Raw genomic sequence first — 24,849 nt, forward strand, 5'->3', positions numbered from 1 at the left:
GAACGTCTCGAATCACCCGCAATCTGTCTATTTCACGCATGCTCAGCTCTATTGTTTCGGTGTCGTCCATCCCATGATGGTAGCCCAAAACCGGACATTTCTATTTTTCTCAAAGCGGACATTTTAATTTTTTTCTTACAGACCGCCCGCGGCGATTGACAGCGCCGACTTCCAGGACTATACTGGCAATAAGTCCTGATTCGCGGAGGGCCCCAAATGAAAGCGAGGATATACCGATCGTTGGCCATCACCTTGTCCGTGGCTGCGTTGTGGGTCATGGGCGTCACGTCGATGAAGGCCGCGCAGAGTGACCAGCAGTTCCCCGGCAACGACAACACCAACCAGAACCAGGAGCAGAAGAAGGGCGGCTGCTGCAGCATGTGAGCCGTCCGCCGGACCGACGGGCCTACTTCGGCTCGCGGGTGACGTAGAAGAGCGACTGCCGGCCCTGGTCCGTGAACTTGAGGGTCACGGTGGTCTTCTTGCCGGGCTCGACGCGGAAGAAGCGCTCGGCCGGCTGCAGGCCGTCCGGACGCCGCAGGCCCGAGACCCCGTCGCTGGAGTCCCAGACCTCGAAGCGCATGGGATGGTTGCCCTCCGCGATGCGGCCGAGCCATAGCTTGGGCCTGGACTTGGCCGCGGTCTCGGTGCGGCCCTGCAGCGCGCCGCCCACGTAAATTTGCACGTACTCCAAAGTGTCCTCTTCCGGCGTGCCCACCACCTCGTAGGCCTTCAATTCGAAATTGGCGGACGCGGCGGCCGGCGGGGTCTGGACTGCGGCCGGCTCAGGACCCTTGGCCGCGGGCTTGGGCGCGGCGCAGCCCGCCCACAGCGCGGCCAGGGCCAGGGAAACCAGCCGCTTCATCGGGCCTTGAGCCGCAAAGTGTACTTATCGCGGACGTTGTTCTGGTTGGGGTCCGTGCCTTTGAGCTTGAGCCAATAGGTGCCGGGCTCGAGCTCGCGGTCGAAGGAGAGCGGCTCGCCCGTCTTGGCGGCGATCTGCGCGAGGATCTGCTTGTTGTCCTGGTCGTAGAGCTCCGCGCTCCAGCGAACGTTGATGACCCCGGTCAGGTCGCAGACGATGTCCCCTTTCTGATACACGTTGAACATGTAGAAGTCCACGTCGCCCTTGGGCGCGAGGTAGCCGTCCACCGACTCGCCGATTTTGAGGGCCTGCGCCGTGCCCGTGCTGTCGTTGGGCTCCCACTCCAAGCCCGGCTGCCAGGGCGCCAAGGTCTTGGTCAAAGTGTAGGCGTTGCGCGGGTCCGCCGCCTTGCCGCTCTTCTCGGTCACGACCAGGTAGTAGGTGGCGTTGCTCATGCCCAGGCCGGTGAGCACCTCCGGGGTCTCCCTGATGCCGTTGTCGATGACCAAGAGCGGCTGGCCGATGTCGTCGGTCACGGTGAGGATGAGGTCCAGCCCCGGGACGGCGGAGAGGTCGGCGCGCAGGATGGTCCGCGTGCTGACATCCGCGCTGACACGGTACCAATCCACGTCCCCGGCCGGGGCGATGTGCCCCGCGATGGAATCCCTCTCGAAGGGCGTGGCGTCGTTGCGCTGGTCGTTGGGCTCGAGCTCGGTGCGTCCGTCGTAAGGCCGCAGCTCGCTTAAGAGCTCATAGAGGGAATCCGGATTGCCCATGCGGGGGCCGCGCGTGCGCAGGCGCAGCAGGTACTGCGCCGGGGCGCGCACGCCGAAATCCTTGAGGGTCAGGCCCAGCCCCGCGCCGCCGGCCGAGACCTCCTTGAGCTTGTAGCTGTTGACGTCGTAGACCTCCAGCACGGGATCCACGTTGGGCACTCCGCTGAGGTCGAGGTTGAGCGCGTAGACGCCGGCCCGGTCCACCTTCACGCGGAACCAGTCCTGCTCGGCTTTGTCCGGGTCGTCAGAGAGGAGGTTCGTGTTGGGGTAGTAGTGGCCGCGCGTGACGCCGTTGAGCTCGAGGGTGTTGGCGGTAAGCGGAGTGTCGTTGGGCTCCTGCTCCCGGCCCGTGGCGGACTCGAGCTTGGCGGTCAGGACGTATTTTTGGGACGGGTTGTCGGCCTTGGGGTTCTTGTTGGAGAGGACCACGTACCAGTCGCCGCGGCTGACGCCCAGGTCGGTGGCGACCTCGTCGCCGCCCACCCCGGTCTCGTCGATGCGCTTGAGCTCCGCGCCGGTCTTGTCCCGGAAGCTGAGCACGAAGTCCACGTCGCGGATGCCGCCCACGTGCAGGCTCAGCACTCCGCTGTCGCGGTCCACGGCGACCTTGTACCAATCCACGTCGTCCGGCCGAGAGATCGTGCCCTGCGCGCGGCCGTTGGCGGGCAGGCGGCTGGCATGGGCGCTGTCGTCGTCGGGCTCGGCCTCCTGGACGACCGGGCCGCAGGCCGCCAGAGCGGCCGCGAATAAGACCAGGGGAAGGAAGCGCCGGCTCATGGATTCAGGCCGGCCCGCCGCATTCGGGGCAGAACTTCGCCCCGACCGGGATATCCAACTGGCATTTGGCGCAGGCTCTGGTCTTGGCCAAGGGCGCGCCGCATTCCTGGCAGAACTTGCCGCTGCCCGGAGCCTTGCCGCATTTCGGGCAGGCCGCGGAGACGGGCTGATCGAGCTTCATGCCCTTGGTGAGGTCGGCCTCCTGCAGCTTGGCCGATATCTGTTCCTTCAGGATAGTGGCCTGAGCCGCGGCGATCTCTTCCTCGGCCACGGGCGCGCAGCCTTTGCAGAGTCCTTTCTCCGCGTTCCAGCACTTCTCCGGGCAGACCCATTTGCCGCAGCGGGAGCACTGCTTGAAATGCCCCTGGCCCTGCGCGACGGCGCGGCGGAAAGCCTTGTCATGAGCCGGGCCGGCCACGGCCCGCCGCAGCTGCTCTGCGGTCTCCGCGGTATTGCCCATCACGCTGCCGAAGATGCCGCCCGCCGCCTTGAAAAGCCCCTCGGCCACGCCCAAGGTGGAGGACTCGAAGGGGGTCTGGTAGCCGTTGGAGCAATGGTCGCAGAAGAACTTGAACTGGTAGCCCCTGTCCGTGGAGAGGTCCTCATGGTTCTGCGTGAACGCGATCATGTCATCGGCCATGGCTCCTCCAATGACCTCAATTAAACGATTTTGTGGGGCGGTTGCGATAGACGGCCTTGACGAAGTTCATCCAGATGGGGGCGGCGAAGACCCCGCCGGTCTCGCCGTGGCCCAAAGGGATGCGCATGTCGTCGTGGCCGACCCATACCGCGGCGGAGAGGTCCGGGGTGACGCCCGCGAACCACGCGTCGCGGTAGTCGTTGGTGGTGCCGGTCTTGCCCGCGGCGGGCAGGTTGAAGCCGGTCTTCTTGGCCGCGCCGCGCGCCGTGCCCTCCGGGCCGAAGACTCCCTGCATGACCGAGACCATGGTGGCGCAGGTCTGCGTGCTCAGGATGACCGGGGAATCCGCGGCCGGGCCGCCGGCCTGGACCGGGGCGCCCTCGCGGTCCTCGATCGCCGTGATGAAGTAGGGATGCACGGCCTTGCCGCCGTTGGCGAACACGGCGTAGGCGCCGGCCAGCTGCAGCGGCGAGAGGTCGGCCGTGCCCAGGGCCAAGGTGAGGTTGCGCGGCCAGTCCTGGCGCGGCACCCCGGTGGCCAAGGACAGCAGGGCGATGACCGCGTCGATGTCCACCTTCTCCAGGAGCTTGATGGCGACGGAGTTGAGCGAGCGGTGCAGGGCCTCGGCCAAGGACACCTCGCCGAAGTACTTGCGGTTGTAGTTCTGCGGCGCCCAGACGCGGCCGCCCCGGCGGTATTTGACCGCGGCATCGAGCATCTTGTCCTCGGGCTTGAACCGGCCGGACTCGAAGGCCGCGGCGTAGACGAAGGGCTTGATCGAGGAGCCCACGGGCCGGTGGATGTCCAGCGCGCGGTTGAGCTGGTCCGAGAAGTTGAAGCCGGAGCCGCCGACCAAGGCCAGGACGGCGCCGTCTTCGGGACGCACCGCGGCCAGGCCGCCGACCACCTTGGCGGTCCCGGTGGAAAGCTCGCGGTTGACCGCTCCCAGGCCTTCGCGCAGCGCGCTCTGCGCGGCCTTCTGGACGTCGAGGTCGAAGGTGGTGCGCACGCGCAGGCCGCCCTTCAAGATGCGCTCCCTGTCGAAGTCCTTCTCCAGGGCCCGGCGCACGGTCTCCACGAGGTAAGGGGCCTCGTTGACGTTCATGCGCCAGAAGGAGGACTCGGGGGCCTTGAGGCGGGCGTCCATGGTCTTCCAGAAATCGTCCTCGTAGCGTCCGACGGCCGAGGCGGGAAGGTCATGGAGCTTGGCCATGCGGCTGAGCACGATGTGATGGCGGGCCTTGGCCAGGTCGGGGTGCTCGTAAGGCGAGAAGCGGATGGGACTGTTGACGAGGCCGGCCAGCAGCGCGCATTCGCCGAGCTCGAGGTCGCTGGTGGTCTTGCCGAAGTAGAAGCGGGCGGCGGACTCGACGCCGAAGCAGCCGTGGCCGAAGTAGGCGAAGTTGAAGTACATGAGCAGGATCTGGTCCTTGGTGAACTTCGCCTCGAGCTTGCGCGCGCAGAAGGCCTCGAAGATCTTGCGGCCGAGGGTCTTCTTGCGGGTGGTGAACATGAGCTTGGCCAACTGCTGGGTGATGGTGCTGCCGCCCTGGGCCATGCGCAGATGGCGCAGGTTGGCGAGCAGTGCGCGAGCCGTGGCGCGGTAGTTGATGCCGTGGTGCTGGTAGAAGGTCCCGTCCTCGGTGGCGACGATGGCCTTCTTGAGGAAGGCGGGGAGGTCGTCGGCGCTGCGCACGTAGAGGGCCCTCTCGCTGGAGAACTCGCCGATGAGGCGGCCGGCGGCGTCGTAGATGCGGGAGGGGACGGCCTCGACGCTGAGCTTGGAGGCCATGTAGGGGACCTCGAAGACTTCGTCGCCGGAAAGGAGGTACTGCTCGCGGTTGGGGGTGCTGATGTTGAGATAGTATTGGTCCATCTTCTCGACGATGGAGCGCTCCAGGCGGTGGTAGGTCCACCAGCCGTAGAGGAACATCCCCGCGGCCATGATGGGGGCGAGGAGGATCCCGGCGAGGACGAGTCCCAGGGTGCGCATGATACGATGACCTTGCTGTCCGGCGGCGGACATGCGCCCGCTTGCGGCTTAGGGCCCGACCTTCGCGGTCGTCCGGGGGCTCACCGGCCGCGCCGCGGCCTCCGGCCCGTAGAACAGCTTCACGTAGTCCTTGACCATCCGGTTGCCGCAGAAGCGCGGCGCCACCGTCTTGATGGACTCCTTCATCACCTTGATCCAGCCGTGCGGGATGCCGTCCGAGCCCCGCTCGTAGAACAGCGGCACGATCTTCTTCTCCAGGGTCTGGTAGATGTCCTCCGCGTCGGCCGCGTCGGCCGCGTCGCCCGAGCCGCGGCCGCCGGGAGCGCCGATGGCCCAGCCGTTGGCCCCGTTGAAGCCCTCCTCCCACCAGCCGTCGAGCACCGACAGGCTCGGCACGCCGTTGACCGCAGCCTTGATGCCGCTGGTGCCGCAGGCCTCCAGAGGCGCCAGCGGGTTGTTGAGCCAGAGGTCGCAGCCCTGCACGAAGTAGCGGGCCACGTGCATGTCGTAGTCCTCCACGAACACGATGCGGCCGCCGAAGGACGGGTCCTTGGCCAGGTGGTAGATCTGCTGGATGAGCGCCTTGCCCGAGTCGTCGGCCGGGTGGGACTTGCCCGCGAAGACCAGTTGGATCGGCCGCCAGTGGTCCAGGAGCAGGCCTTTCAGGCGCGCCAGGTCGCGCAGGACCAAGGTCGCCCGCTTGTAGCCCGCGAAGCGCCGGGCGAAGCCGATGGTCAACGCCTGCGGATCCAAAAGCGCCCCCTGGGTCAGCAACTGGGAAGCCTCGGCGTTGCGCGAGATCCAGCGGTCCCGGGCCCGGTCGCGCAGGAGCTTGAAGAGCTCCTCCTTGTTGCGCATGTGCGCCCGCCAGATCTCCTCGTCCGGGATGCCCGCGACCTGGGCCCAGACCGCGGGGTCGTCCTGCTTCTCCGGCCAATCGCGGCCCAGGTACTTGAAGAAAGCCCAGCCCAGGTCCTGCTGCAGCCAGGTGGAAAGATGGACGCCGTTGGTGACGTGACCGATCGGGACGTCCTCCTCATTCTTCTCCGGCCAGAGCTTGGTCCACATATGGCGCGAGACGATGCCGTGGCGCTTGCTCACGCCGTTGCGCTGGCCCGACATCCTGAGCGCCAGGGCGGTCATGTTCCAGCCCGCCTGCCCCGGCACCCGGCCCAACTCCAGGAACTGCTCCTGCTCGAGCCCCAGCTCGGTCCAGTACTTGTTGAAATACTCCGTGATGAGGCCCTCGGAGAACACGTCGTGTCCGGCCTCGACCGGGGTGTGCGTGGTGAACACCGAACGGGAGGCCACGTCCTCGGCCGCCGCCTCGAAGGATTTCCCCGCGGCCACCTGCTCGCGGACTTTCTCCAGGAACATGAAGGCGGAGTGCCCCTCGTTGATGTGGTAGTGCTCGGCCGGGATGCCGAGCGCCTTCAGCAGGCGGGCCCCGCCGATGCCCAGGAGGATCTCTTGGCGCAGGCGCATGGTGCGGTCGCCGCCGTAGAGCCGCCCGGAGATCTCCCGGTCCTGGGCGGAGTTCCCTTCCACGTGGGTGTCCAGCAGGAAGAGCTTCACGCGCCCCGCCACGATCTCCCAGACCGCCACCTGGAGGTTGAGCGGGCCCAGGTTGAAGTTCATGAGGAAGTTGTCCCCGCTGGGCGTCATGACCGGACGGATGGGCGAGACGCTCCAGTCGATCTGCTCGTAGACGTTCTGCTGCCAGCCGTCCACGCTGATGCGCTGCTGCACGTAGCCCTGGGGGTACATGAAGCCCAGCCCGACCAAGGGGACGCCCAGGTCGGAGGCCGTCTTGCAGTGGTCCCCGGCCAGGATGCCCAGGCCGCCGGAGTAGATGCGCAGGGAGTTGTGCAGCCCGAACTCGGCCGAGAAATAGGCGATGTTCTGGCCCTTGGCCTGCGGGTACTTGCGGGCGAACCAGGTGTACTGGTCCTCGAGGTACTCGTCGAAGATGCGGATGACGGAATCGTAGCGGGATAGGAAGCCCTCGTCCTTGGCCAAGGCGTTGAGGCGGGGCAGGCTGCGCTGCAGCAGGAGCACGGGGTTGTGGTAGGTGGTGCGCCAGAGGTTGCGGTCGATCTCCTTGAACAGGGCCCGAGCCTCCGGGTGCCAGCTCCACCAGAGGTTGTAAACGAGGTCCTTCAAGCGGGCCACGCGTTCCGGAACCTGCCACTGCTGGTAGGGATCGGTCATAGGACAGGGATTCTACCAAATTCGTCCCGCCCGAGGGCGCCGCGGCGTCCGCCGCGTCTGATTATTGAGCCTCCGGCGAGAAATTGATAACATCCGTGCGGTATGAGGTTCAGCCTCGCAGCGGCGCTGTTTTTCATCGCGCCTGCCTTACGCGCCGAAGAGGCCGGGCTCGCGGGGCTCCTCCGGGAGCCGCCCGCGGTCGCCGCCCAAGCCGCCGTGAAGGCCCTGCCGACCGAGGCCCAGCTTGAGCTCTTCACCCTCTACGCGCGCTACAACGAAGTGGTGTCCAAGCGTATGGACGAGGGGTGGCGGGTCGGTCTGCTCAGCGACGAAGGCACCAAGGTCTCCCAGGACGACACGCTGCCGGCGCGCCAGCTCGAGGAGGCCGTCCGCAGCCGCGAGACCGAGGTCAAGTCGCTGGCCAAGCAGGTGGAGCAGCCTGAGGTCGAAAACGGAGCGCGACTGCGCCGGGAGCTCGCGGCCGCGCAGCTGCGCCTAGCCGCCCTGCGCGGCGCCCTGGCGCGCTCCAAAGGCACCTGCCTGGACTGGTCGGATCTGGTGTGGGCCGAGCTGGGGCGCCTCAAGCCCGAGCATTGGTCGATCCAGGACCGGGAGCGCGCAGGGCGTCCCTTCCATACCGGAGCCGTGCTCTGCTCTCCTCCCGCCTCGGAGGAAGAGCCCGTCTGCTCGGACTCCGCGCCCGGCCGCTGCCTGGAGGCGGGGCGCCAGGTCTGCCTGGTCTTCGACCCCTGGCAGCGGGGCCAAGCCGACGTCTACGAACTGGGAGCCTGGGACGGGGGGCGCTCCGCCGGCCGCGTGCCTGCTGACTTCTTCCTGCACGATCTCCCTGAGCCGAGGCCGGCGCGGGCCCGCAAGGCCAGGAGATGACGGCCGCCCGCGAGTCCGATGCCGCGCACCAGCTGATCATCATCGCCCGGCTCGCGGAATTCTGCCGGTTCCGCGGCATCAGCAAGTACGAGGACGACCCCTGGGAGTTCATGCTGCGCAAGCTCCAGGAGATCGAAGATCCCCTGGCCGCGCTCAAGAACGACATTTTCCTCAGGACCCGGGAGAGCCTCTTGGCCGAGCTCGCAGCCGGCGGCCTGAGCGCCCAGCGCTGCACCGAATACCGGCAGCTCTTCGAGGGCCTCCTCGGCGCCGGGGATTTCGCGGACGCGGCCATACACCTGTTCCCCGGCGCGCCCGACCAAGCCGAGTCCCTCCGCCGGGTCCTGGCGCAGGTCCAGGCCGCCGACCTGTTCAGCGAGGAGCGCAAGCCCGCGGGACAGAGGAGCCCGTCCTGGGACAGGCTCGTCAGCGAGCTCTACCGGCGCCTCGACCTCGACCGCCTGGGCACGGTCATGGTGCGCAAGCCGCCCACCCCTCAGCGCAAGGCCATGGTCTTGCGCCGGGTGCGGCGCAACGTCGCCGAATACTGCTGCGTGGTGCGCATCCCCACCGACGCCGACGACACCTTCACGCCCTTCATGCTGCCCCGCATCGAGGCGCTCATCGCCGCGAACCTGCGCTTCCTGCGCAAGTACCGCTGACCGCGCGCATCAGGAGAAGAAGTCCTCGATCATCCGCCGGATGAGCCCCACGTCCATCGTGGCGTAGACCCCGGTGCGGAAGGTCTTGGCGCCGGGCAGGCCCGCGGTGTACCAGGCCCCGATGCGCCGGAAGTTCAAGGCCGCTTGGCGCTCGCCCCGGTGCTCCACCTCCAGGTCGAAATGCTCCAGGAGCGCGCTGCGGCGAGACCCGAGGTCCGGAGCCTGGAAGTCCCCGCCGGCCTCCCCCTCCCACGCTTGGTGCACCTGCCGGTAGAGCCAGGGGTTGCCCAGGCCGCCCCGGCCCACCATGACTCCGGCGCAGGAGCTCTCGACCCGAAGCCTCAAGGCGTCTGCGGGAGCGCGCACGTCGCCGTTGCCGATGACCGGGATGGAGACGGCGCGGCGCACCAGGTCCACAGCCCCAGCGTCGGATCTCCCGCCGTAGCCCTGCTTCTGGGTGCGGCCGTGCACGGTGATGGCGTCCAGGCCCTGAGCCTGCGCCCGCCGCGCCAATTCCACGGCCTCGACCCCGCTCTCGTCGCCGAAGCCCTTGCGGGTCTTCACCGTGAGCGGGATACTCACCGCCCGGCGGACCGCGGCGAAGATGCGCTCCGCCAAGTCCGGGTCTTTCAGGAGCGCCGCGCCCTCGCCGTTGGAGACCACTTTCTTGACGGGGCAGCCGAAGTTGAGGTCGATGAGGTCGAAGCCCATCTCCCCCAGCAGCGCCGCGGCCGCGGCGAGGCGCTCCGGGTCCTTGCCCAGGAGCTGAGCTCCCAGAGGCCGGTCCTCGGGGACGGTCTTGAGCACGTCCAGGGTCTTGCGGTTGCGGCGCAGCAAGGACTGCGCCGAGACCATCTCCGTGAAGGCGAAGGCCAGCCCCCGCCGGCGGGAGACCAGGCGGAAGGGCAGGTCCGAGCAGTCCGCCATGGGAGACTGCAGCACCGCCGACGGCAGTCTCAGAGCGCCCAGCCGCAGGGCCATCTAGGAAGCGCAGCCGTCCGGCCCGAGCCGCTCGGGCGCGGATCCCAGGAGCAAGCGCAGTTCCAGCCACAGCCGCCGCCGGAGGCAGCCCAGAAGCCCGAAACGGTGCAGCCGGCTGGCCGAGGGCCAGATGCGCTCCGGCAGCACCGCGATGCGGCCGAAAGGCCGTAGGCGCTCGCAGAAGGCGCGGCCCTCCAGGCACGCCAACGGGGGGAAACCTCCGCTGTAGCGGTAGATGTCCGCCGTGGTGCACAGGCCTTGGTTGAGGTCCGCGTGCCCGCGCCAACGCGTTTCCGCATTCACCATCCAGGAGGCCAGCCGGAAGGGGATATCCTTGCCGAACTGCACGGTAAAGACAGTGGCCGCCACCTTGTCCAATCCCGGGGAGAGCCAGAAATGCTCGAGCGCCTGCCGCCAGTTCCCGGGGAGCTGGGCGTCCCCGCGCAGGAAGAGCAGCATGCTGCCCGCGGCCTTCTGGGCGCCAAGGTGGAGCTGTTCCCCGCGGTTGGCGCGCTGGTGCACCAGGACTTGGTCGGCCCAGGCCCGGGCCTGCTCGGCGGTGCCGTCCTCGGAACCGCCGTCCACCACGATGAGCTCGAGCGGGTCCTGGCGGGAGATCTGCCGGAGGCGTTTGAGTGACGAGCCGATATGGAAGGCCTCGTTGTAAGTGGCGATGATGACGGAAAATCTCATCCGTATCCATGTTGTCCCATTTCCGGCGGGACTGTCAAGGACGGCGGGCCGGACGGCTCCCCCCTTTTTGGTAGAATCCTTCCGTGCGAGTCCTGCTTTTCGGCGGCAGCTTCGACCCGCCGCATGTCGGCCATGCCGCCCTGCTCAAAGCCGCGGCGGACCGCATCAAGCCGGACCGCATCCTCGTCATACCGGCATTCCGAGCCCCTCTCAAGAGGGCGCAGGCCGCGCCGGCGGCCGGCCGGCTGCGCCTGCTCAGGCTGGGACTGCTCCCCTTGCTCCCCTCCCGGTGGCGCCGCGTCGCCCGCATCGACACGCGAGAATTGCTCAGCCGGCGCCGCGTCTACACGGTGGAGACTTTGGCCCGGCTCAAGGCCGAGCGCCCGGACTGGGAACTCCATTTCGTGGTAGGCTCGGACTGGGCCGCGGCCTGGTCCGAATGGCGCGCCCGCAAGCGCTTGACCAAGCTCTGCCGATGGTGGACGGCGCTGCGCCCGGGAGCGCCCAGCGGACGCATCCCCCCCCATTTCACTGTCATCCGCCGGCCCATGCCGGACGTCTCCTCGACAGGCCTGCGCGCGGACCTGGCCGCGGGCCTGGACTGCTCCCGTTGGCTGCAGCCCCGAGCGGCGGACTTCATCGCCCGCCGCGGGCTCTACGGGACCGGCCTGCCCGCGGCGCTGAAGTCGGGACTGAAGCCCGGGCGGTTCGTCCACACTTTGGCCGTGCGGCGCCTGGCGGAGGCTCTGGCCCGCCGCTGGGGCGATGACCCCCGGCGCGCGTCTCTGGCCGCGCTCCTGCACGACTGCGGCCGGCTGATCAAGAAGAGACGCTGGGCGCGCTACGCCCTGGACCACGGGCTGCGCGTGCCTCTGCTGGCGCAGGTCGCCCGCCGACAGCCAGGGCTCCTGCACGCCTACGTTGGCGCGCACTTGGCCAGGCGGCGCTTCGGCTGCCGGGAACGCGCGGTCCTGCGCGCCGTGCGCAACCACACCCTCGGCTCGCTATCCATGTCGCGGCTGGAACGCATCCTCTACGTGGCCGACGCGGTCTCCGAGGACCGGACCCACCCCGAAGCCGCGCCTTTGCGCCGCCTCGCGTTCCGGGACCTGGAGGCCGCCTTCGCGGCCGGCCTCGCGGCCAAGCTGAGCCACGCCGTGGGGCGGGGAGCTTGGCTGCATCCCCTATCCGTCTCCTTATGGAACCGCCAGTGCGCCAGACCCTGATGGGACGCGCGCTGGCCGCCGCGCTCCTGGCCGGGGCGCTCGCTTTGGCCTGGCTGCAGAGCCATTCGCCCTTGGGCCGGACCATTTCCGCGGGCCAGCCGGTCCTGGGCTGGCTCAGCCTCGACGGCCCGGCCCCCGCGCTGGTCCTGACCGTCTACCAGCCCGTCCGCCGCACCTTGGACCTCGTCTACCTGCCCGGCGGACCGCGCGGCCAGGGCAGCCCGTCTCTGGAAGCCGCCGGCGCCCGCCTCGATGCCCTGGCCCCGGGCCTGGGCATCGGCGCGGGCCTGCCCGTCTGGCGCGGGACGCAGCCGGACTCGTCGGCGGAGCCGCCTCTGGACGCGGCGGACTGGATCGCCCGGCGCATCCGCGAACCGCGCACGTGGCTGAAGACGTTCTCGCCTTCGGGCTCCGCGGCCTGGCCCTGGTTCGACCGCCTCCTCCTGGCCCTCGAGCTCCAGCGCCTCGGTCCGGAGCGCCTGCGCCCGGCCTGGCTGCCGCCGGAGGACCAGGCGGGGGCCCTGCTCAGCCGTCTCGTCCGGGGAGCGGACGGCCAGCCGGCCCCGGAGCGCATCACCGTGGAGGTCCTCAATGCCTCTCCCAAGCCCGGTATCGCCAGCCGCGCTAAAAATATATTACGATTGAATGGCGCGGACGTCATGTCCGTGGGCAATGTCTCAGGGCAGGGACGGACCATCGTCTACGACCGCGCAGGGCGCTTCGAGAACGCCGCCGCAGTCGCCCGGATGCTGGGCTGCCCGTCGGCGCGGGCCTTGACCAAGGTCGATCTCAAGCGGCTGGTCGATGTCAGCGTGGTCCTGGCCGAGGATTGCCCGTTGCCGCAAGGAGGTTGAGAATGGAATTGGTGCAGATCCTCAAAGCCGCCGTCGAGACCGGGGCCAGCGACATCCACCTGGTCATCGGCAAGCCCCCCATGATGCGCCTCAACGGCGAGATCGCCGAGATCCCCGGCGGCACGCCGATCACCGCCGACGAATCCAAGCGCCTCATCTACTCCATCCTCTACGAGGAGCAGCGCGCCAAGTTCGAGGAGAACTGGGAGCTCGACTGCTCCTTCGCCATCACGAACTTCGCGCGCTTCCGCGTCAACGTGCTGGTCCAGAAGAACGGCGTCGAGGCCGTCATGCGCGTCATTTCCACCAAGATCCCGACCCCCGAACAGCTGCGCCTCTCCCCCACGGTCGTCGGCTTCTCCGACCTGCCCCGCGGCCTGGTCCTGGTCACCGGCCCCACCGGCTCGGGCAAGTCCACCACCTTGGCCGCCATCATGGAGCTGGTCAACCAGAAGCTCACCGGCCACATCCTGACCGTCGAGGACCCCATCGAGTTCGTCTACGAGTCCAAGAAGTGCATCGTCCGGCAGCGCGAGGTGGGCCAGAACACCAAGTCCTTCGCCAACGCGCTCAAGGCCGCCCTGCGCGAGGACCCCGACGTCATCCTGGTCGGAGAGATGCGCGACCTGGAGACCATCCAGCTGGCCGTCACCGCGGCCGAGACCGGGCACCTTTGCTTCGGCACCCTGCACACCCAGGACTGCCCCTCCACCGTCGACCGCATCATCGACGTGTTCCCGCCCCACCAGCAGGCCCAGATCCGGGTCCAGCTGGCCATGGTGCTCCAGGGCGTGGTCTCCCAGATCCTGCTGCCCCGCGCCGACGGCGAAGGCCGGATCGCGGCGCGCGAGGTGCTGGTCATGACCCCGGCCATCTCGAACCTCATCCGCGAGGGCAAGACCCACATGATCTACGGCGCCATCGACACGGGCGCCAAGTTCGGCATGGTCCCCATGGACAAGGCCCTGGCCAACCTGACCCGCGAGGGGCTGGTCAAGCCCGAAGAGGCGCTCCTCCGGGCCCACAACCCCGACTCCTTCCGGATGCTGGCGGGCCTGGGCGCGGCCAAGGCGCCCGCGCCGGCCATGTAGGCGGAAGCCACCATGGATCCTAAAGAGAAACTTCAACTCCTCAAATCAGTCAGGCTCCTGGACCAGATCCCGGAGAAGCAGCTCGCGGCCTTGGGAGAATTCCTCACGCCCGTCGAGATCGCCGACGGCGCGGTCATCTTCGAGGAGGGGGCCAAAGGCGACAGCCTCTATTTCGTGACCGGAGGCCGGGTGCGCATCTCCAAGCGCGTCTCCGCCGGAGACATGAAGGACCTGGCGATCCTGGGCCCCGGCGACTGTTTCGGCGAGATGGCCCTGGTCGAGGACGTTACGCGCTCGGCCCAAGCCGCGGCCGCCGGCGCCACCACGCTCTTCCGCCTGGGCCGCGAGGACATGAACCGGTGGCTCAAATCGCATCCGGAGCTGGCCGTGGATTTCTTCGCGGAGCTGGTCCAGGTCCTGTCCCGGCGCCTGCGCCGGACCTCCAGCGAACTGACCCTCATCTACGACCTTTCCCACATGCTTCTGGAGCCCTGGGAGAGCGGCAAGGCCCTGCTGGCCAAGGTCCTCGGGCACGTGGTGCCGCACCTGGAGGGGGATTGGTCCGCGGCGGCCCATCTCTACAACGCCTTCAACGACGAGATGGACTTCGTGGCCGGCTGCGGCCCCTTCGACTTCGCCCGCGTCCAAGGCCAGCTCCCGCCCGTCAAGGAGACCCGCAACATCTGGATCGAGGACCACGTCTACTACGTGTCTTTGCCCGGCGCGGTCCGGCCCCACGGCTATCTCATCTTCCGCTCCGAGGCCGACCTGAAAGACGACCAGCGCGCCGATATCGGCCGCACCTTGACCACGGTGGCGCAGCTCCTGGCCACGGCCCTGGAGAACATCGGCCATCGCGTCGAAGAGGGCCTGCGCGAGCGGCTCAAGCAGAATTCCCCCCATGGCGCTTACCTTTAGAGCCTTGGGCCGGGCCCTGGCCCGGGCCGCCGCGGACAAGAAAGCCGAGGCGGTCGTCCTCCTCGACGTGCGGCGGCAGAGCCCCGTGACCGAGTACCTGCTCATCGCGACCGTCAACTCGCCGCCGCATCTGGAAGCGGTGGAAGACGCCCTGCGCAAGGCCGGACGGGAGCTGCGCTGCCCGGCCCTGCGCCGGGCGCGGCCGGAGAGCGACCGGTGGCGGGTGCTCGATTTCGGAGGCCTCCTGGCGCACTTCATGACCGAGGAGGCCCGCCGCTTCTACAACCTGGAGAAGCTCTTCCATCAGGCCCGGCCCGTGGCCTGGGAAGAGGCTCCTCCGGCCGGCCCGCACAGGAAGGCCCATGCCTGACATCATCGATATCCTCAAGGCCACCGTGGAGATGGGAGCCTCCGACCTGCACGTGGTCGTGGGCAAGCCGCCCATGGTGCGCCGGCACGGACTCATCATCCCCATCCCGGGGACCGCGCCGCTGACGGCCGACGAGAGCAAGCGGATGATCTACGCCATCCTGCTGGAAGAGCAGCGCGCGCGATTCGAGGAGGACTGGGAGCTGGACTGCTCCATCGAGATCTCCGGCATCTCCCGCTTCCGCGTCAACGTGTTCATCCAGAAGAACGGCGTGGCCGCGGTCCTGCGCACCATCTCATCGAGCATCCCCACTCCCGCCGAGATCGGCCTCATGCCGGCCATGACCAACCTCATCGACCTGCCCCGCGGCCTGGTCCTGGTGACCGGGCCCACGGGCTCCGGCAAGACCACGACCTTGGCCTGCCTCATAGAGCTCATCAACCAGAAGCACCAGAAGCACATCCTGACCATCGAGGACCCCATCGAGTTCTCGTATCAGGACAAGAATTCCATCATCCTGCAGCGCGAGGTGGGCCGGCAGACCAAGAGCTTCGCCGAGGCCCTCAAGCATTCCCTGCGCCAGGACCCCGACGTGATCCTCATCGGCGAGATGCGCGACCTGGAGACCATCCAGCTCGCCATCACCGCGGCCGAGACCGGCCACCTGTGCTTCGCGACCCTGCACACCCAGGACGCGCCCACCACCGTGGACCGCATCATCGACGTCTTCCCGCCGCACCAGCAGCAGCAGGTGCGCGTCCAGGTCTCGACCGTGCTGCAGGCGGTCATCTCCCAGTCCTTGCTCCCGCGCAAGGACGGCAAGGGCCGGGCCTGCGCCCGGGAGTTCATGCGCATGACCCCGGCCATCGGCAGCCTCATCCGGGAGGGCAAGACCCACCAGATCTACCAGGCCATCGAGGCGGGCGCCAAGTTCGGGATGATCGCCATGGACCAGTACCTGGCCTTCCTCATCAAGCAGGACCTGGTCAACGTCGACGAGGCCTGCGCCCTGGCCCACGATTCCGGGATGGTCAAGCAGCTCGCGGGCCTGGCCGTGCCGGCTGGGCTATGATCCTCGCCGCGCTCAGGAAGTCGCTGACGAACCGGGCCCAGGACTGGGCCAAAGCCGCGGGTGTCCAGCTGCCGGCGGAACTGCCGCTGACCATCCCCCCTCCCAAGATGCAGGCCGACCTGTGCCTGCCCTGGCCTTTGGCCATGGCCAAGGCCGCGCGCAAGCCTCCGCTGGAGCTCGCCAGATCCTTGGCCGAGAGCCTGGGCGGCCTGGTCGAAGTGGAGTCCGCCGCGCCCTCGCCGCCCGGCTTCGTGAACCTCAAGCTGCGCAACTCGGCCCTCTGCGCCAACCTCAAGGCCGTCACCTTGACCCCCGGCACCTACGGCCGCGACCAGGGCGGGCCGGCCCGCAAGGTCCTCATCGAGTTCGTCTCCGCCAACCCCACCGGGCCCCTGCACCTGGCCTCGGGGCGGGGCGCGACCCTAGGCGACTGCCTGGTGCGCATCCTGCGCCGCCTGGGCCGCCAAGCCTCTTCGGAGTATTATGTCAACGACGCGGGCAACCAGGTCGAGCGGCTCGGCCTCTCGCTGCATGCCAGGCGCCATGACCAGGAGCCTCCGGAGAAGGGCTACCAAGGGCAGTACGTGACCGACCTGGCCAAGTCCTTCCCGGCCGAAGCCGACGCCTGGACGCCGCAGCGCTGGCAGCAGGAGGGCATCAAGGCTTTGCTGACGACCCACCGCGAGGACATGGACGCCTTCGGGGTGAGCTTCGACCGCTGGTTCCGCGAGTCCGAGCTCCACGTCAAAGACGAGCTCAAGGCCACCCTGGGCAAGCTCAAGGACCGGGGCATGGTCTACGAGAAGGAGGGCGCGGTCTGGCTGGGCACCGCGGACGCGGACCAGTCCGAGGACGACAAGGACCGTGTGCTCATCAAGGCCGGAGGCACGGCCACCTACTTCCTGGCCGACATCGCCTATCACGAGGACAAGTTCTCCCGGGGCTTCGACCAGTGCATCGACATCTGGGGGGCGGACCACCACGGCTACGTGCCGCGCATGAAGGCGGCCGTCGCGGCCTTGGGCCATCCGCCGGAAGCCTTCCACGTCATCATCCACCAGCTCATCCACCTCTACCGCGGGGCGGAGGCGGTGAAGATGTCCAAGCGCACGGGCGAGTTCGTGCGCCTGCGCGAGGTGGTCGAGGAGGTGGGCCAGGACGCCTGCCGGTTCTTCTTCGCCCTGCGCACGCCGGATTCGCACCTGAACTTCGACCTGGAGCTGGCCAAGAAGCAGTCGTCCGAGAACCCGGTCTATTACTGCCAGTACGTGCACGCGCGGATCTGCTCGATCTTCCGGGAGGCGGCCAAGCAGGGGCTCTTCGGGCCGAAGCTGCCTTTGCCGGGGCCCAACGCGCTGTTCCTCACCTCGCCGGAGGAGCGGGCGCTGCTGCTCAAGATCGCCTGGTTCCCCGAGGTCTTGAAGGACTGCGAGAAGCTGCTCTCCCCGCATCCGCTGGCCAACTTCGTGCTGGAGCTGGCCGGGCTCTACCACCCGTTCTACGAGAAGCGCCGGGTGGTGGACCCGGCTGAGCCCGAGGTCTCCCGGGCGAGGCTGCTTCTGTGCGCCGGGGTCCGGGACGTGATCGCCCAGGGGCTGGGGCTTCTGGGGGTCAGCGCGCCGGAGCAGATGTAGGATGCGCATGGGCTCCGGCCTGGCCGCCCTCGGACTGGCGGTCTGGCTGATCGTCTGCGCCGTCAGCCATCGGCGCGAGGCCTGGGACGCCGGACTCTACTGGACTTTGGGCATGCCGCTCATGGCGCTGGCTAGCGCCGTCGCGGGCTTCCTGGCGCCGCAGCGTCCCTGGCGCTGGGGCCTGCTGGTCATGGCCCCGCAGCCGCTGGCCCTGTTCATCCAGAACCCGTCCGGAAGCATGCTTCCCCTGGGGCTCATCGTCTTCCTCGTCCTCTCCTTGCCCTGCATCCTGGCGGCTCTTCTCGGCTCCTGGCTCCGCAGGCTCGTCTCCAGAGACAAAAGCACCGGATGACCTGGAGCCGGAAACTCGCCGCCGCTGGCCTCCTTGCCGCCGCGGTCCTGCCCGCCCTGCGGCGCCTTTCCGACCCCGACCTCCCCTGGCACATGGCCGTGGGCCGAGCCGCCGTAGCGGCGCGCGGCCTCATCAAGGCGGACACCTTCTCCTACACCCAGAACGGCCGCTTCGTCCCCTACGAATACGCATCAGACATCGCCCTCTACGCGGCCCATCGCCTCGCCGGGTTCTGGGGCCTCCATCTCTTGGCCGCCGCGGCCGTGGTCCTGCTGGCCTGGCTGATGACCAGCCGCGTAGAAAAGGGAGCCCGCGCCCTGGCTCTGGCTTTCACCAGCCTGGCTTTGGCCGCCCTCGCCCCATTGCTCATCCTGCGGCCCGCCCTGCTGGGCCTGCCCTGCTTCGCCGCAGCCCTGTATTGCATCGAGCGCTGCCGAAGGGAGGAAGACAATCGCTGGCTCTGGCTCATGGTCCCCTTGCAGATCCTCTGGGCCAATGTGCATGCCTTCGCGATCATCGGCGCGGCTTTGGCCGCAGCCGCGGTAGCCTTGGTCCCGCATCGCCGCGGCCGCGCCGAGCCGGCTTGCGCCGCGGCCTGCGCCGCCGCGGCCACCTGCCTGAGTTCGTTCGGTCCCGGCATCTTCCTCGGCCCCTGGCGCGTCGCCTCCCACAACACCTTGATCCGAGAATGGACTCCGTCATCCTGGGACCTCTTCTGGAACTTCGACCCCCTCCTCGGCCTGCTCGTCGCTCTCACCGCGACGGCCCTCATCTGGGGACGCTCGCAAGATGGCCGCAAGATGCCCGCGCTCTTCGACCTGGTCCTGGTCCTCGGCAGCTTCCTGCTCATGCTCCTGCGCTTCCGCATGGCCCCTCTCTTCATCGTCGCGGCCGCGCCCTTCGCCGCAGCGAGGCTCTGGCCCAGGCTCAAAGACCGCCGCTGGCTTCCCGCCGCCGTCCTGGCCGCCGGGCTTCTGGCCCCCGCCGCGGTCGCCCTGCGCCGGGAGGTCCCCTGGGGCATCGGCTTCGACCCGGGCCGCCTGCCCGACGGCGCCGTGCGCTTCATCGCGGAGAACAAGCCCCAGGGGCCGGTCTGGAACGAGCTCTCCCTGGGCGGCTACCTCATCTGGCGGCTGCAGCCTCAGGTCAAGGTTTTCATCGACGGCCGCACCGCCTATCTCTATCCGCCGGAGTTCCTCAAGGCATCCTGGGAATCGCTCTACCGCCCGGAAGCTTTCGCCGGGCTCGCCGCGCGCTACGCTTTCCAGTGGGCGGTGGTCAGCGCCCAAGCCGGCTCCTATACCGGCGGGCCCCTGGCTGCCAGCCCGGACTGGGCCATGGTCTATGTAGAAGACGCGGCCGCGGTCTACGTGAACATCAAGGGCCCCAACCGCAGGCTCATGGCGGCCGGCTACCGGGGCCTGCGCCACCTCACACCTTGGCCCTTGCTGCTCGCCGACGACCTGCCCCTCCCGGTCCTGGAGCACGACGCCGGCTTGGCCCTGGCCCAAGCTCCAGACTCGGCCCGAGCGCATCTTTGGGCCGCGGCCGTGGCGCTGCGGAAAGGCGACCTGGCCTCAGCCCGCGCGCAGCGCGACCGCGCCGCGGCCCTCTCGCCGCGAGAGCCCAGCTTGCCCTTGCTGGACCGGTTCCTGACCTACCCTGTTAGAAGGACATTGCCGAAGAGTTAAAGCTCGGTTGAAAGATTATAATATTGGTAAAAGCGCTTTCCCCTATTGCATAAGTCCGCTCCAGGGACTATCCTCTTAGTGATACGAAGGGGAGGGGCCTATGGATACGAATGCGTCCTGGGAAGTCTGGGCCACGCGGGGCATCAGCGCAGCATCGATCGTGATGCTCGGCTATTTCCTCCTGTTCGTCGATTTTTCCGGCCACGGCCGGGTCTGGGACAAGGTGGCCGCGCGCGTCCCGATGCTGGCGAAGATCATCCCGCCGGCAGCCGCAAGCTCAGCGACCGTCGTCGTCAAAGGCGGAGCCGGCATCGAGCAGGTCCCCATCGTCGACCGCACCCTTATCGCGTCCGCGCCGGCCGCGCCGCAGCCGGCCGCCGCCCCATCCCCGGCGACGGCCGCTGCGGCGCCTGCGGTCGCAAAGAAGGCGCCCGCGCCCGCGCCTCACCTGACGAGCTCGCTGACCGGCTTCGACGCGCATTCGGCGCCCAGCCAGACTTCCGCCGGGCTGGCAGGGTCTGCCGCCGCTGCGCAGGACGCTTCGGCTGCGGCCCCGGCGGCCTCGGCCGCGGCGCCGCAGAGCGCACCGGCCCCCGCCATCGCGGCCAAGGCCAGCTACGGAGCGACCAGCCGCAGCGAGATGATGGGCCAAGCCGCGGGCCCGGTCTACAACTTCAAGGGCGGGTCGAAGAAAAGATAGGGCCGCTTGCGGGTGTCAATCGGCCAGGCTGCGTAGAGCCTGGCCGACGGCTTTTCCGGCGCGGGCCAGGTCTCCGCGGCTGTGGGCCGTGGAGAGGAAGGCCGCCTCCCATTGGGCGGGCGGGAAATACACGCCGCAGTCGAGCAAGGCCCGGAAGAACCGGCCGTATCTGCCGGCGTCAGCGAGCTTGGCCGAGGCATAGTCCGTCACCGGATGCCCGGTGAAGAAGACCGTGAACATGGAGCCCGCGGAGTTCACGGTGACCGGGACGCCGAGGCAGAGGGCCTCCCGCCTGATATCCTCGACCAGGGCTTTGGTCCTTCGCTCCAGCGCGGAATAGGGCTTGAGCGCCTTGAGCAGGCGCAAGGCCTCCAGGCCCGCGGCCACGGCCACGGGATTGCCGGACAAAGTGCCGGCCTGGTACACCGGCCCCAGGGGCGCGACCAAGCGCATGATGTCCTTCCTGCCACCGTAGGCCGCCAGGGGCAGGCCGCCGCCCACGATCTTGCCCAAGACGGTCAGGTCCGGCCGGACTCCGCAGAGTTTCTGATAGCCGCCGTAGCAGAGGCGGAAACCGGTGATGACCTCGTCGAAGATGAGCAAAGAGCCGCTGCGGGCGGTCAGCTCACGCAAGGCCTTAAGAAAGCCCGGCGCCGGCAGCACCACGCCCATGTTCGCGGCGACCGGCTCGACGATCACGGCCGCCACCTGGCCCTTCCATTTCTTGAACGCCGCGGCCGCGGCCGGCGCGTCGTTGTACGGCAAGGTGATGGTGGTCTTGGCCCAGGCCGCGGGGACTCCGGCCGAGTCGGGGATGCCCAAGGTGGTGGCGCCCGAGCCGGCGGCCACGAGCAGGCTGTCCACGTGGCCGTGGTAGCAGCCGGCGAACTTGATGACGAGTTCGCGGCCCGTGAAGGCGCGGGCCACGCGCACCGCGCTCATGTCGGCCTCGGTGCCGGAGCTGGTCAGGCGCACGAGCTCCATGGAAGGCACGGCTTGCTTGATGGCCTCGGCGAGCTCGATCTCGCCTTGCGTGGCCGCGCCGAAGGTCGAGCCCAGCTCCAGGGCCCGCCGCGCCGCCGCGATCACCTCGCGCCGGGCGTGGCCCAGGATGAGCGGCCCCCAGGAAGCGCAGAAATCCAGATAACGCTTTTCGTCGGCGTCCTCGATCCATGCGCCGCGGCCGCGGCGCATGAAGACCGGGGTGCCGCCCACGGACTTGAAGGCCCGCACCGGCGAGTTGACTCCGCCGACCAGGACCTTCTGGGCGCGCTTGAAGAGACGCCGCGAGACTACGCCAGCCATCGCGCGGCCTCCAGGGCATGGTAGGTCAGGATGAAGTCGGCGCCGGCGCGCTTGATGGAGGTCAGGGCTTCGAGGGCGACCTTCCTCTCGTCTATCCAGCCTTGGGCCGCCGCCGCCTTGATCATGGAATACTCGCCGGAGACGCAGTAAGCCGCGACGGGCAGGCTGCAGCGCGCGCGCACCGCGGCCAGGACGTCGAGATAGGGCAAGGCGGGCTTCACCATGACCATGTCCGCGCCCTCGGCGATGTCGAGGTCCGCCTCGCGCAGGGCCTCCCGCAGGTTGGCCGGGTCCATCTGGTGGGTGGAGCGGTCCCCGAACTTGGGCGGAGACTCCGCCGCGTCTCGGAAGGGGCCGTAGAAGGCGCTGGCGTACTTGACCGCGTAGGCCAGGATAGGCGTCTGCGCGAAACCCGCGGCGTCCAAGGCTTTGCGGATGGCGGCGACCTGCCCGTCCATCATGCCGCTGGGCGCGACCACGTCGCAGCCGGCAGCCGCCTGTGAGACCGCGGCCTTGGCCGCGAGCTCCAAGGTGGTATCGTTGTCTATGGTCCCGTCCTTGCGCACCACGCCGCAGTGGCCGTGGTCCGTGTATTCGCAGAAGCACAGGTCCGCGATGACCACGAGCCCGGGGTAGCGGAGCTTGAGCGCCCGGGCCGCTTTCTGCACGATGCCGTCCTTGGCATAAGCGCCCGAGGCCTTGGCGTCCTTCTGGTCCGGGATGCCGAAGAGGATGACTCCGGGCACTCCCGCGGCCGCCAGCGGCCCGGCGGCTTTGACCAGCTCGTCCGGGGAGAACTGGAACTGGCCGGGCATGGACTTGATGGGCCGCTTGAGGCCCTTGCCGGGCCGCACGAAGAGGGGCATGACGAAATCGTCGGGACGCAGGACGGTTTCGCGCACGAGGGCGCGCAGTCCCGCGGATGCGCGCAAGCGGCGGGGTCTCTCTTGGGGGAATGCCATAGGGTCATTTTACTATAATCCCCCCTGGCCGCAAGGAGAACCCACCTTATGAAGGAAGCCATCACTTTCCGGGACGTCCTGCTCGCGCCCAAGCGCTCTTCGATCCGCTCCCGCAAGGACGTGGACACCACGGGCCGTTTTTCCCGCAAGCTGCCCTTGAAGTGCCCGATCGTCTCGGCCAACATGGACACGGTGACCGAGGCCGGGATGGCCATCGCCATGGCCCGCTGCGGGGGCCTGGGCATCATCCATCGCTTCCTCTCCATCGAGGACGAGGTGGCCGAGGTGGCCAAGGTCAAGCGGGCGGAGAACATCATCATCGAAGACCCTTACACCTTGGGGCCGGACGCGACCGTGGCCCATGCGCGGGCGGCCATGAGCCGGCACGAGGTGGGCGGGATGCTGATCGTGGACTCCCAGCGCAGGCTGTTGGGCGTGGTGGCCCAGAGGGATCTGCAGTTCCGCGAGGATTCCGACCTGCCTCTGCGCAAGGTGATGTCCAAGGACCTGATCACGGCCAAGCCGGGCATCAACGAGGAAGTGGCCAAACAGCTTCTGAGCAAGCACAAGATCGAGAAGCTGCCCTTGGTCGACGCGCACGGGGTCCTGGTGGGGCTGATCACGGCCCGGGACCTGAAGATGCGGGAGCTGCATCCCGAGGCTTCCAAGGACTCCAGGGGCCGTCTGCTGGTGGGCGCGGCCGTGGGGGTGATGGCGGACTATCTGGACCGCTGCGCCGAGCTGTTGAAGGCGGGGGCGGATGTCCTGGTGGTCGACGTCGCGCATGGGCACGCCGAGCATGTGCTGGGCGCGGTCAAGGCGATCAAGAAGCGCTTTCCCAAGATGGAGCTGGTGGCGGGCAATGTGGCGACCTACGAGGGCGCGCGGGACCTGGCACGGGCCGGGGCTGATGGGATCAAGGTGGGAGTGGGGCCGGGCTCTATCTGCATCACGCGCATCGTGTCGGGCTCGGGCGTGCCTCAGTTGACGGCTATCATGGACTGCGCGCGGGTGACCAAGGAGTTCGGGGTTCCGGTGATCGCGGACGGGGGCATCCGGGACTCGGGCGATATCACAAAGGCTTTGGCGGGCGGGGCTTCGACCGTGATGCTGGGGAGCCTTTTGGCCGGCACCGATGAGAGCCCGGGCTGGACCGTGGTGCGCGACGGGGCGCGCTACAAGATGTACCGGGGCATGGCTTCTCTGACCGCGACCATGTCCCGCAAGAAGCGGGAGCATCACTGCGAGGCGGACTTGGACCCGATCGAGGTGGCCGAGGTGGTCCCGGAGGGTGTGGAATCGGCGGCTCCCTACCGGGGTCCGGTCAGCGAGGTGGTGCACCAGTTGGCCGGCGGCCTGCGCTCGGGGATGAGCTATTCCGGGGCGCACGACCTCAAGGAATTCTGGAAGAAGGCGGAATTCATCCGGATCTCCCAGGCTTCTTGGGCTGAGTCGCGGCCGCACGCTTTGGACCGCTAGCAAAGGTCAAGAGACTTACAGCAATCCCAAATGAGGAACATGGCGATCCTATTGCCCACATTGATCTTGATCTCTTTATTCATTGTCGGCTGCAACATGACTTTTTCGAATCACAAGGACTATGAGCTCAAGCTAAAAGACTTAGACTGGAATACAAAGATCGAAGGCCAAGTCGGCGAAGTCTATCTAAAAGGGTCGAACCTCATTTACGGCAGGAATCACGACTCGACATTCATTGAAATATCCTCTGCCAACGGCGCTCTTTTAAGCACTCTACACCCCTATACGATCGAAAAAGAAAGAGAGTGCCTGATCCTCGATAGCGCAAGAGAATATAGGGACGGGTACTCATTATTCAATGTTCCTGTCGACAAACAGAAGTATTCGAAAATCACTCTAAAAGTCTTCGACAGGCAATATCGTGGCGACACGGAAACCTCTTACCTGATCGTCAACCCCCTGACGAATCAGGAATTCACGATCCTGTTCAATCGCAAACAATTTACTTTTATCTCGGATATCACCCATTTCAAGGATGGGAAATTCATAGTGACATATAACGGAGAAGCGGCAACCGACCAGCATAGATATCTCAATCATGTCGGCCTTTTTGACTTGGATAAGATAATGAGCACCGGGCCAAACGGCCCCTCCCCGGTCCCAGCCAACAGCCCGCATCCCTAGGACGATTGCCAGGCCTTTTTTAGGC

General features: G+C 67.8%; 24 protein-coding genes. 15 read left to right on the forward strand and 9 right to left on the reverse strand.

Annotation, left to right across the window (positions count from 1 at the left end; all coding sequences use genetic code 11):
* Nucleotides 1-216 precede the first annotated feature (216 nt).
* On the forward strand, nt 217-384 hold the full coding sequence (locus NTY77_18375) for a hypothetical protein (GenBank protein ID MCX5797462.1): 168 nt from the start codon (nt 217-219) through the stop codon (nt 382-384).
* Between the two features lie 22 nt (nt 385-406).
* Here the strand turns inward: NTY77_18375 and NTY77_18380 are convergent, their stop codons facing one another.
* The 5 genes from NTY77_18380 to glgP are packed head-to-tail and all read right to left on the reverse strand — an operon-like array spanning nt 407 to nt 7,262.
* Nucleotides 407-865 (reverse strand): hypothetical protein, encoded by a 459-nt coding sequence (locus tag NTY77_18380; protein ID MCX5797463.1) that lies wholly within the window; start codon nt 863-865, stop codon nt 407-409.
* Nucleotides 862-2,418: a hypothetical protein gene (locus NTY77_18385; protein ID MCX5797464.1), complete on the reverse strand. Its 1,557-nt coding sequence runs from the start codon at nt 2,416-2,418 to the stop codon at nt 862-864. The genes NTY77_18380 and NTY77_18385 overlap by 4 nt, the downstream gene beginning before the upstream one ends.
* A gap of 4 nt (nt 2,419-2,422) precedes the next feature.
* The gene (locus NTY77_18390; protein MCX5797465.1) at nt 2,423-3,058 is read right to left on the reverse strand and encodes a zinc ribbon domain-containing protein; all 636 of its coding nucleotides are present in this window, start codon (nt 3,056-3,058) and stop codon (nt 2,423-2,425) included.
* A 16-nt stretch (nt 3,059-3,074) separates the two neighbouring features.
* Nucleotides 3,075-5,051 carry a PBP1A family penicillin-binding protein gene (locus NTY77_18395; protein ID MCX5797466.1) on the reverse strand — a complete coding sequence of 659 codons (1,977 nt, stop codon included), beginning with the start codon at nt 5,049-5,051 and terminating at the stop codon, nt 3,075-3,077.
* Between the two features lie 48 nt (nt 5,052-5,099).
* Nucleotides 5,100-7,262 (reverse strand): alpha-glucan family phosphorylase, encoded by a 2,163-nt coding sequence (glgP, locus tag NTY77_18400; protein MCX5797467.1) that lies wholly within the window; start codon nt 7,260-7,262, stop codon nt 5,100-5,102.
* Between the two features lie 102 nt (nt 7,263-7,364).
* Here glgP and NTY77_18405 point away from each other — a divergent pair, with 102 nt between their 5' ends.
* Complete coding sequence (locus NTY77_18405; GenBank protein MCX5797468.1) at nt 7,365-8,150, forward strand: hypothetical protein; 786 nt, start codon at nt 7,365-7,367, stop codon at nt 8,148-8,150.
* Nucleotides 8,147-8,812, forward strand: coding sequence for a hypothetical protein (locus NTY77_18410; GenBank protein MCX5797469.1), 666 nt, complete (start codon nt 8,147-8,149; stop codon nt 8,810-8,812). The genes NTY77_18405 and NTY77_18410 overlap by 4 nt, the downstream gene beginning before the upstream one ends.
* A 9-nt stretch (nt 8,813-8,821) precedes the next feature.
* Here NTY77_18410 and NTY77_18415 read toward each other — a convergent pair whose 3' ends face one another.
* Both NTY77_18415 and NTY77_18420 read right to left on the reverse strand, forming a co-directional pair.
* On the reverse strand, nt 8,822-9,793 hold the full coding sequence (locus NTY77_18415; protein MCX5797470.1) for a tRNA-dihydrouridine synthase: 972 nt from the start codon (nt 9,791-9,793) through the stop codon (nt 8,822-8,824).
* The gene (locus tag NTY77_18420) at nt 9,794-10,486 is read right to left on the reverse strand and encodes a glycosyltransferase (GenBank protein ID MCX5797471.1); all 693 of its coding nucleotides are present in this window, start codon (nt 10,484-10,486) and stop codon (nt 9,794-9,796) included.
* A gap of 83 nt (nt 10,487-10,569) precedes the next feature.
* On the opposite strand from NTY77_18420, the gene yqeK reads away from it, so the two are divergent.
* The 10 genes from yqeK to NTY77_18470 all read left to right on the forward strand — a co-directional run bounded on the left by yqeK (nt 10,570) and on the right by NTY77_18470 (nt 20,394).
* Nucleotides 10,570-11,712 carry a bis(5'-nucleosyl)-tetraphosphatase (symmetrical) YqeK gene (yqeK, locus tag NTY77_18425; GenBank protein MCX5797472.1) on the forward strand — a complete coding sequence of 381 codons (1,143 nt, stop codon included), beginning with the start codon at nt 10,570-10,572 and terminating at the stop codon, nt 11,710-11,712.
* The gene (locus tag NTY77_18430; protein MCX5797473.1) at nt 11,697-12,566 is read left to right on the forward strand and encodes a LytR C-terminal domain-containing protein; all 870 of its coding nucleotides are present in this window, start codon (nt 11,697-11,699) and stop codon (nt 12,564-12,566) included. The genes yqeK and NTY77_18430 overlap by 16 nt, the downstream gene beginning before the upstream one ends.
* Before the next feature lie 2 nt (nt 12,567-12,568).
* A complete protein-coding gene (locus NTY77_18435; GenBank protein MCX5797474.1) occupies nt 12,569-13,657 on the forward strand; it encodes a type IV pilus twitching motility protein PilT in 1,089 nt (362 codons plus the stop codon).
* 12 nt (nt 13,658-13,669) lie between these two features.
* Nucleotides 13,670-14,575 carry a cyclic nucleotide-binding domain-containing protein gene (locus tag NTY77_18440; GenBank protein ID MCX5797475.1) on the forward strand — a complete coding sequence of 302 codons (906 nt, stop codon included), beginning with the start codon at nt 13,670-13,672 and terminating at the stop codon, nt 14,573-14,575.
* Nucleotides 14,559-14,945, forward strand: a complete 387-nt coding sequence (rsfS, locus tag NTY77_18445; protein ID MCX5797476.1) for a ribosome silencing factor — start codon at nt 14,559-14,561, stop codon at nt 14,943-14,945. Before NTY77_18440 ends, rsfS begins: the two co-directional genes overlap by 17 nt.
* Nucleotides 14,938-16,017 carry a type IV pilus twitching motility protein PilT gene (locus tag NTY77_18450; protein MCX5797477.1) on the forward strand — a complete coding sequence of 360 codons (1,080 nt, stop codon included), beginning with the start codon at nt 14,938-14,940 and terminating at the stop codon, nt 16,015-16,017. The genes rsfS and NTY77_18450 overlap by 8 nt, the downstream gene beginning before the upstream one ends.
* Nucleotides 16,014-17,651, forward strand: a complete 1,638-nt coding sequence (gene argS / locus NTY77_18455; protein ID MCX5797478.1) for an arginine--tRNA ligase — start codon at nt 16,014-16,016, stop codon at nt 17,649-17,651. The genes NTY77_18450 and argS overlap by 4 nt, the downstream gene beginning before the upstream one ends.
* A gap of 1 nt (nt 17,652) precedes the next feature.
* Nucleotides 17,653-18,003, forward strand: a complete 351-nt coding sequence (locus NTY77_18460; protein ID MCX5797479.1) for a hypothetical protein — start codon at nt 17,653-17,655, stop codon at nt 18,001-18,003.
* Nucleotides 18,000-19,694 (forward strand): hypothetical protein, encoded by a 1,695-nt coding sequence (locus tag NTY77_18465; protein ID MCX5797480.1) that lies wholly within the window; start codon nt 18,000-18,002, stop codon nt 19,692-19,694. The genes NTY77_18460 and NTY77_18465 overlap by 4 nt, the downstream gene beginning before the upstream one ends.
* Nucleotides 19,695-19,794: 100 nt before the next feature.
* Entirely contained in the window at nt 19,795-20,394 is a 600-nt protein-coding gene (locus tag NTY77_18470) for a hypothetical protein (protein MCX5797481.1), read from the forward strand.
* A gap of 15 nt (nt 20,395-20,409) precedes the next feature.
* On the opposite strand, the gene hemL is transcribed toward NTY77_18470, so the two are convergent.
* Nucleotides 20,410-21,699: a glutamate-1-semialdehyde 2,1-aminomutase gene (hemL, locus tag NTY77_18475; GenBank protein ID MCX5797482.1), complete on the reverse strand. Its 1,290-nt coding sequence runs from the start codon at nt 21,697-21,699 to the stop codon at nt 20,410-20,412.
* The gene (hemB, locus tag NTY77_18480) at nt 21,687-22,661 is read right to left on the reverse strand and encodes a porphobilinogen synthase (protein MCX5797483.1); all 975 of its coding nucleotides are present in this window, start codon (nt 22,659-22,661) and stop codon (nt 21,687-21,689) included. The genes hemL and hemB overlap by 13 nt, the downstream gene beginning before the upstream one ends.
* Nucleotides 22,662-22,709: 48 nt before the next feature.
* On the opposite strand from hemB, the gene guaB reads away from it, so the two are divergent.
* Together guaB and NTY77_18490 are read left to right on the forward strand one after the other, a co-directional pair.
* Entirely contained in the window at nt 22,710-24,140 is a 1,431-nt protein-coding gene (guaB, locus tag NTY77_18485) for an IMP dehydrogenase (protein MCX5797484.1), read from the forward strand.
* A gap of 39 nt (nt 24,141-24,179) precedes the next feature.
* Entirely contained in the window at nt 24,180-24,824 is a 645-nt protein-coding gene (locus tag NTY77_18490) for a hypothetical protein (GenBank protein ID MCX5797485.1), read from the forward strand.
* Nucleotides 24,825-24,849: the final 25 nt, after the last annotated feature.

Source organism: Elusimicrobiota bacterium (genome assembly GCA_026388095.1).
In the GTDB taxonomy this organism is placed as follows: domain Bacteria; phylum Elusimicrobiota; class Elusimicrobia; order UBA1565; family UBA9628; genus UBA9628.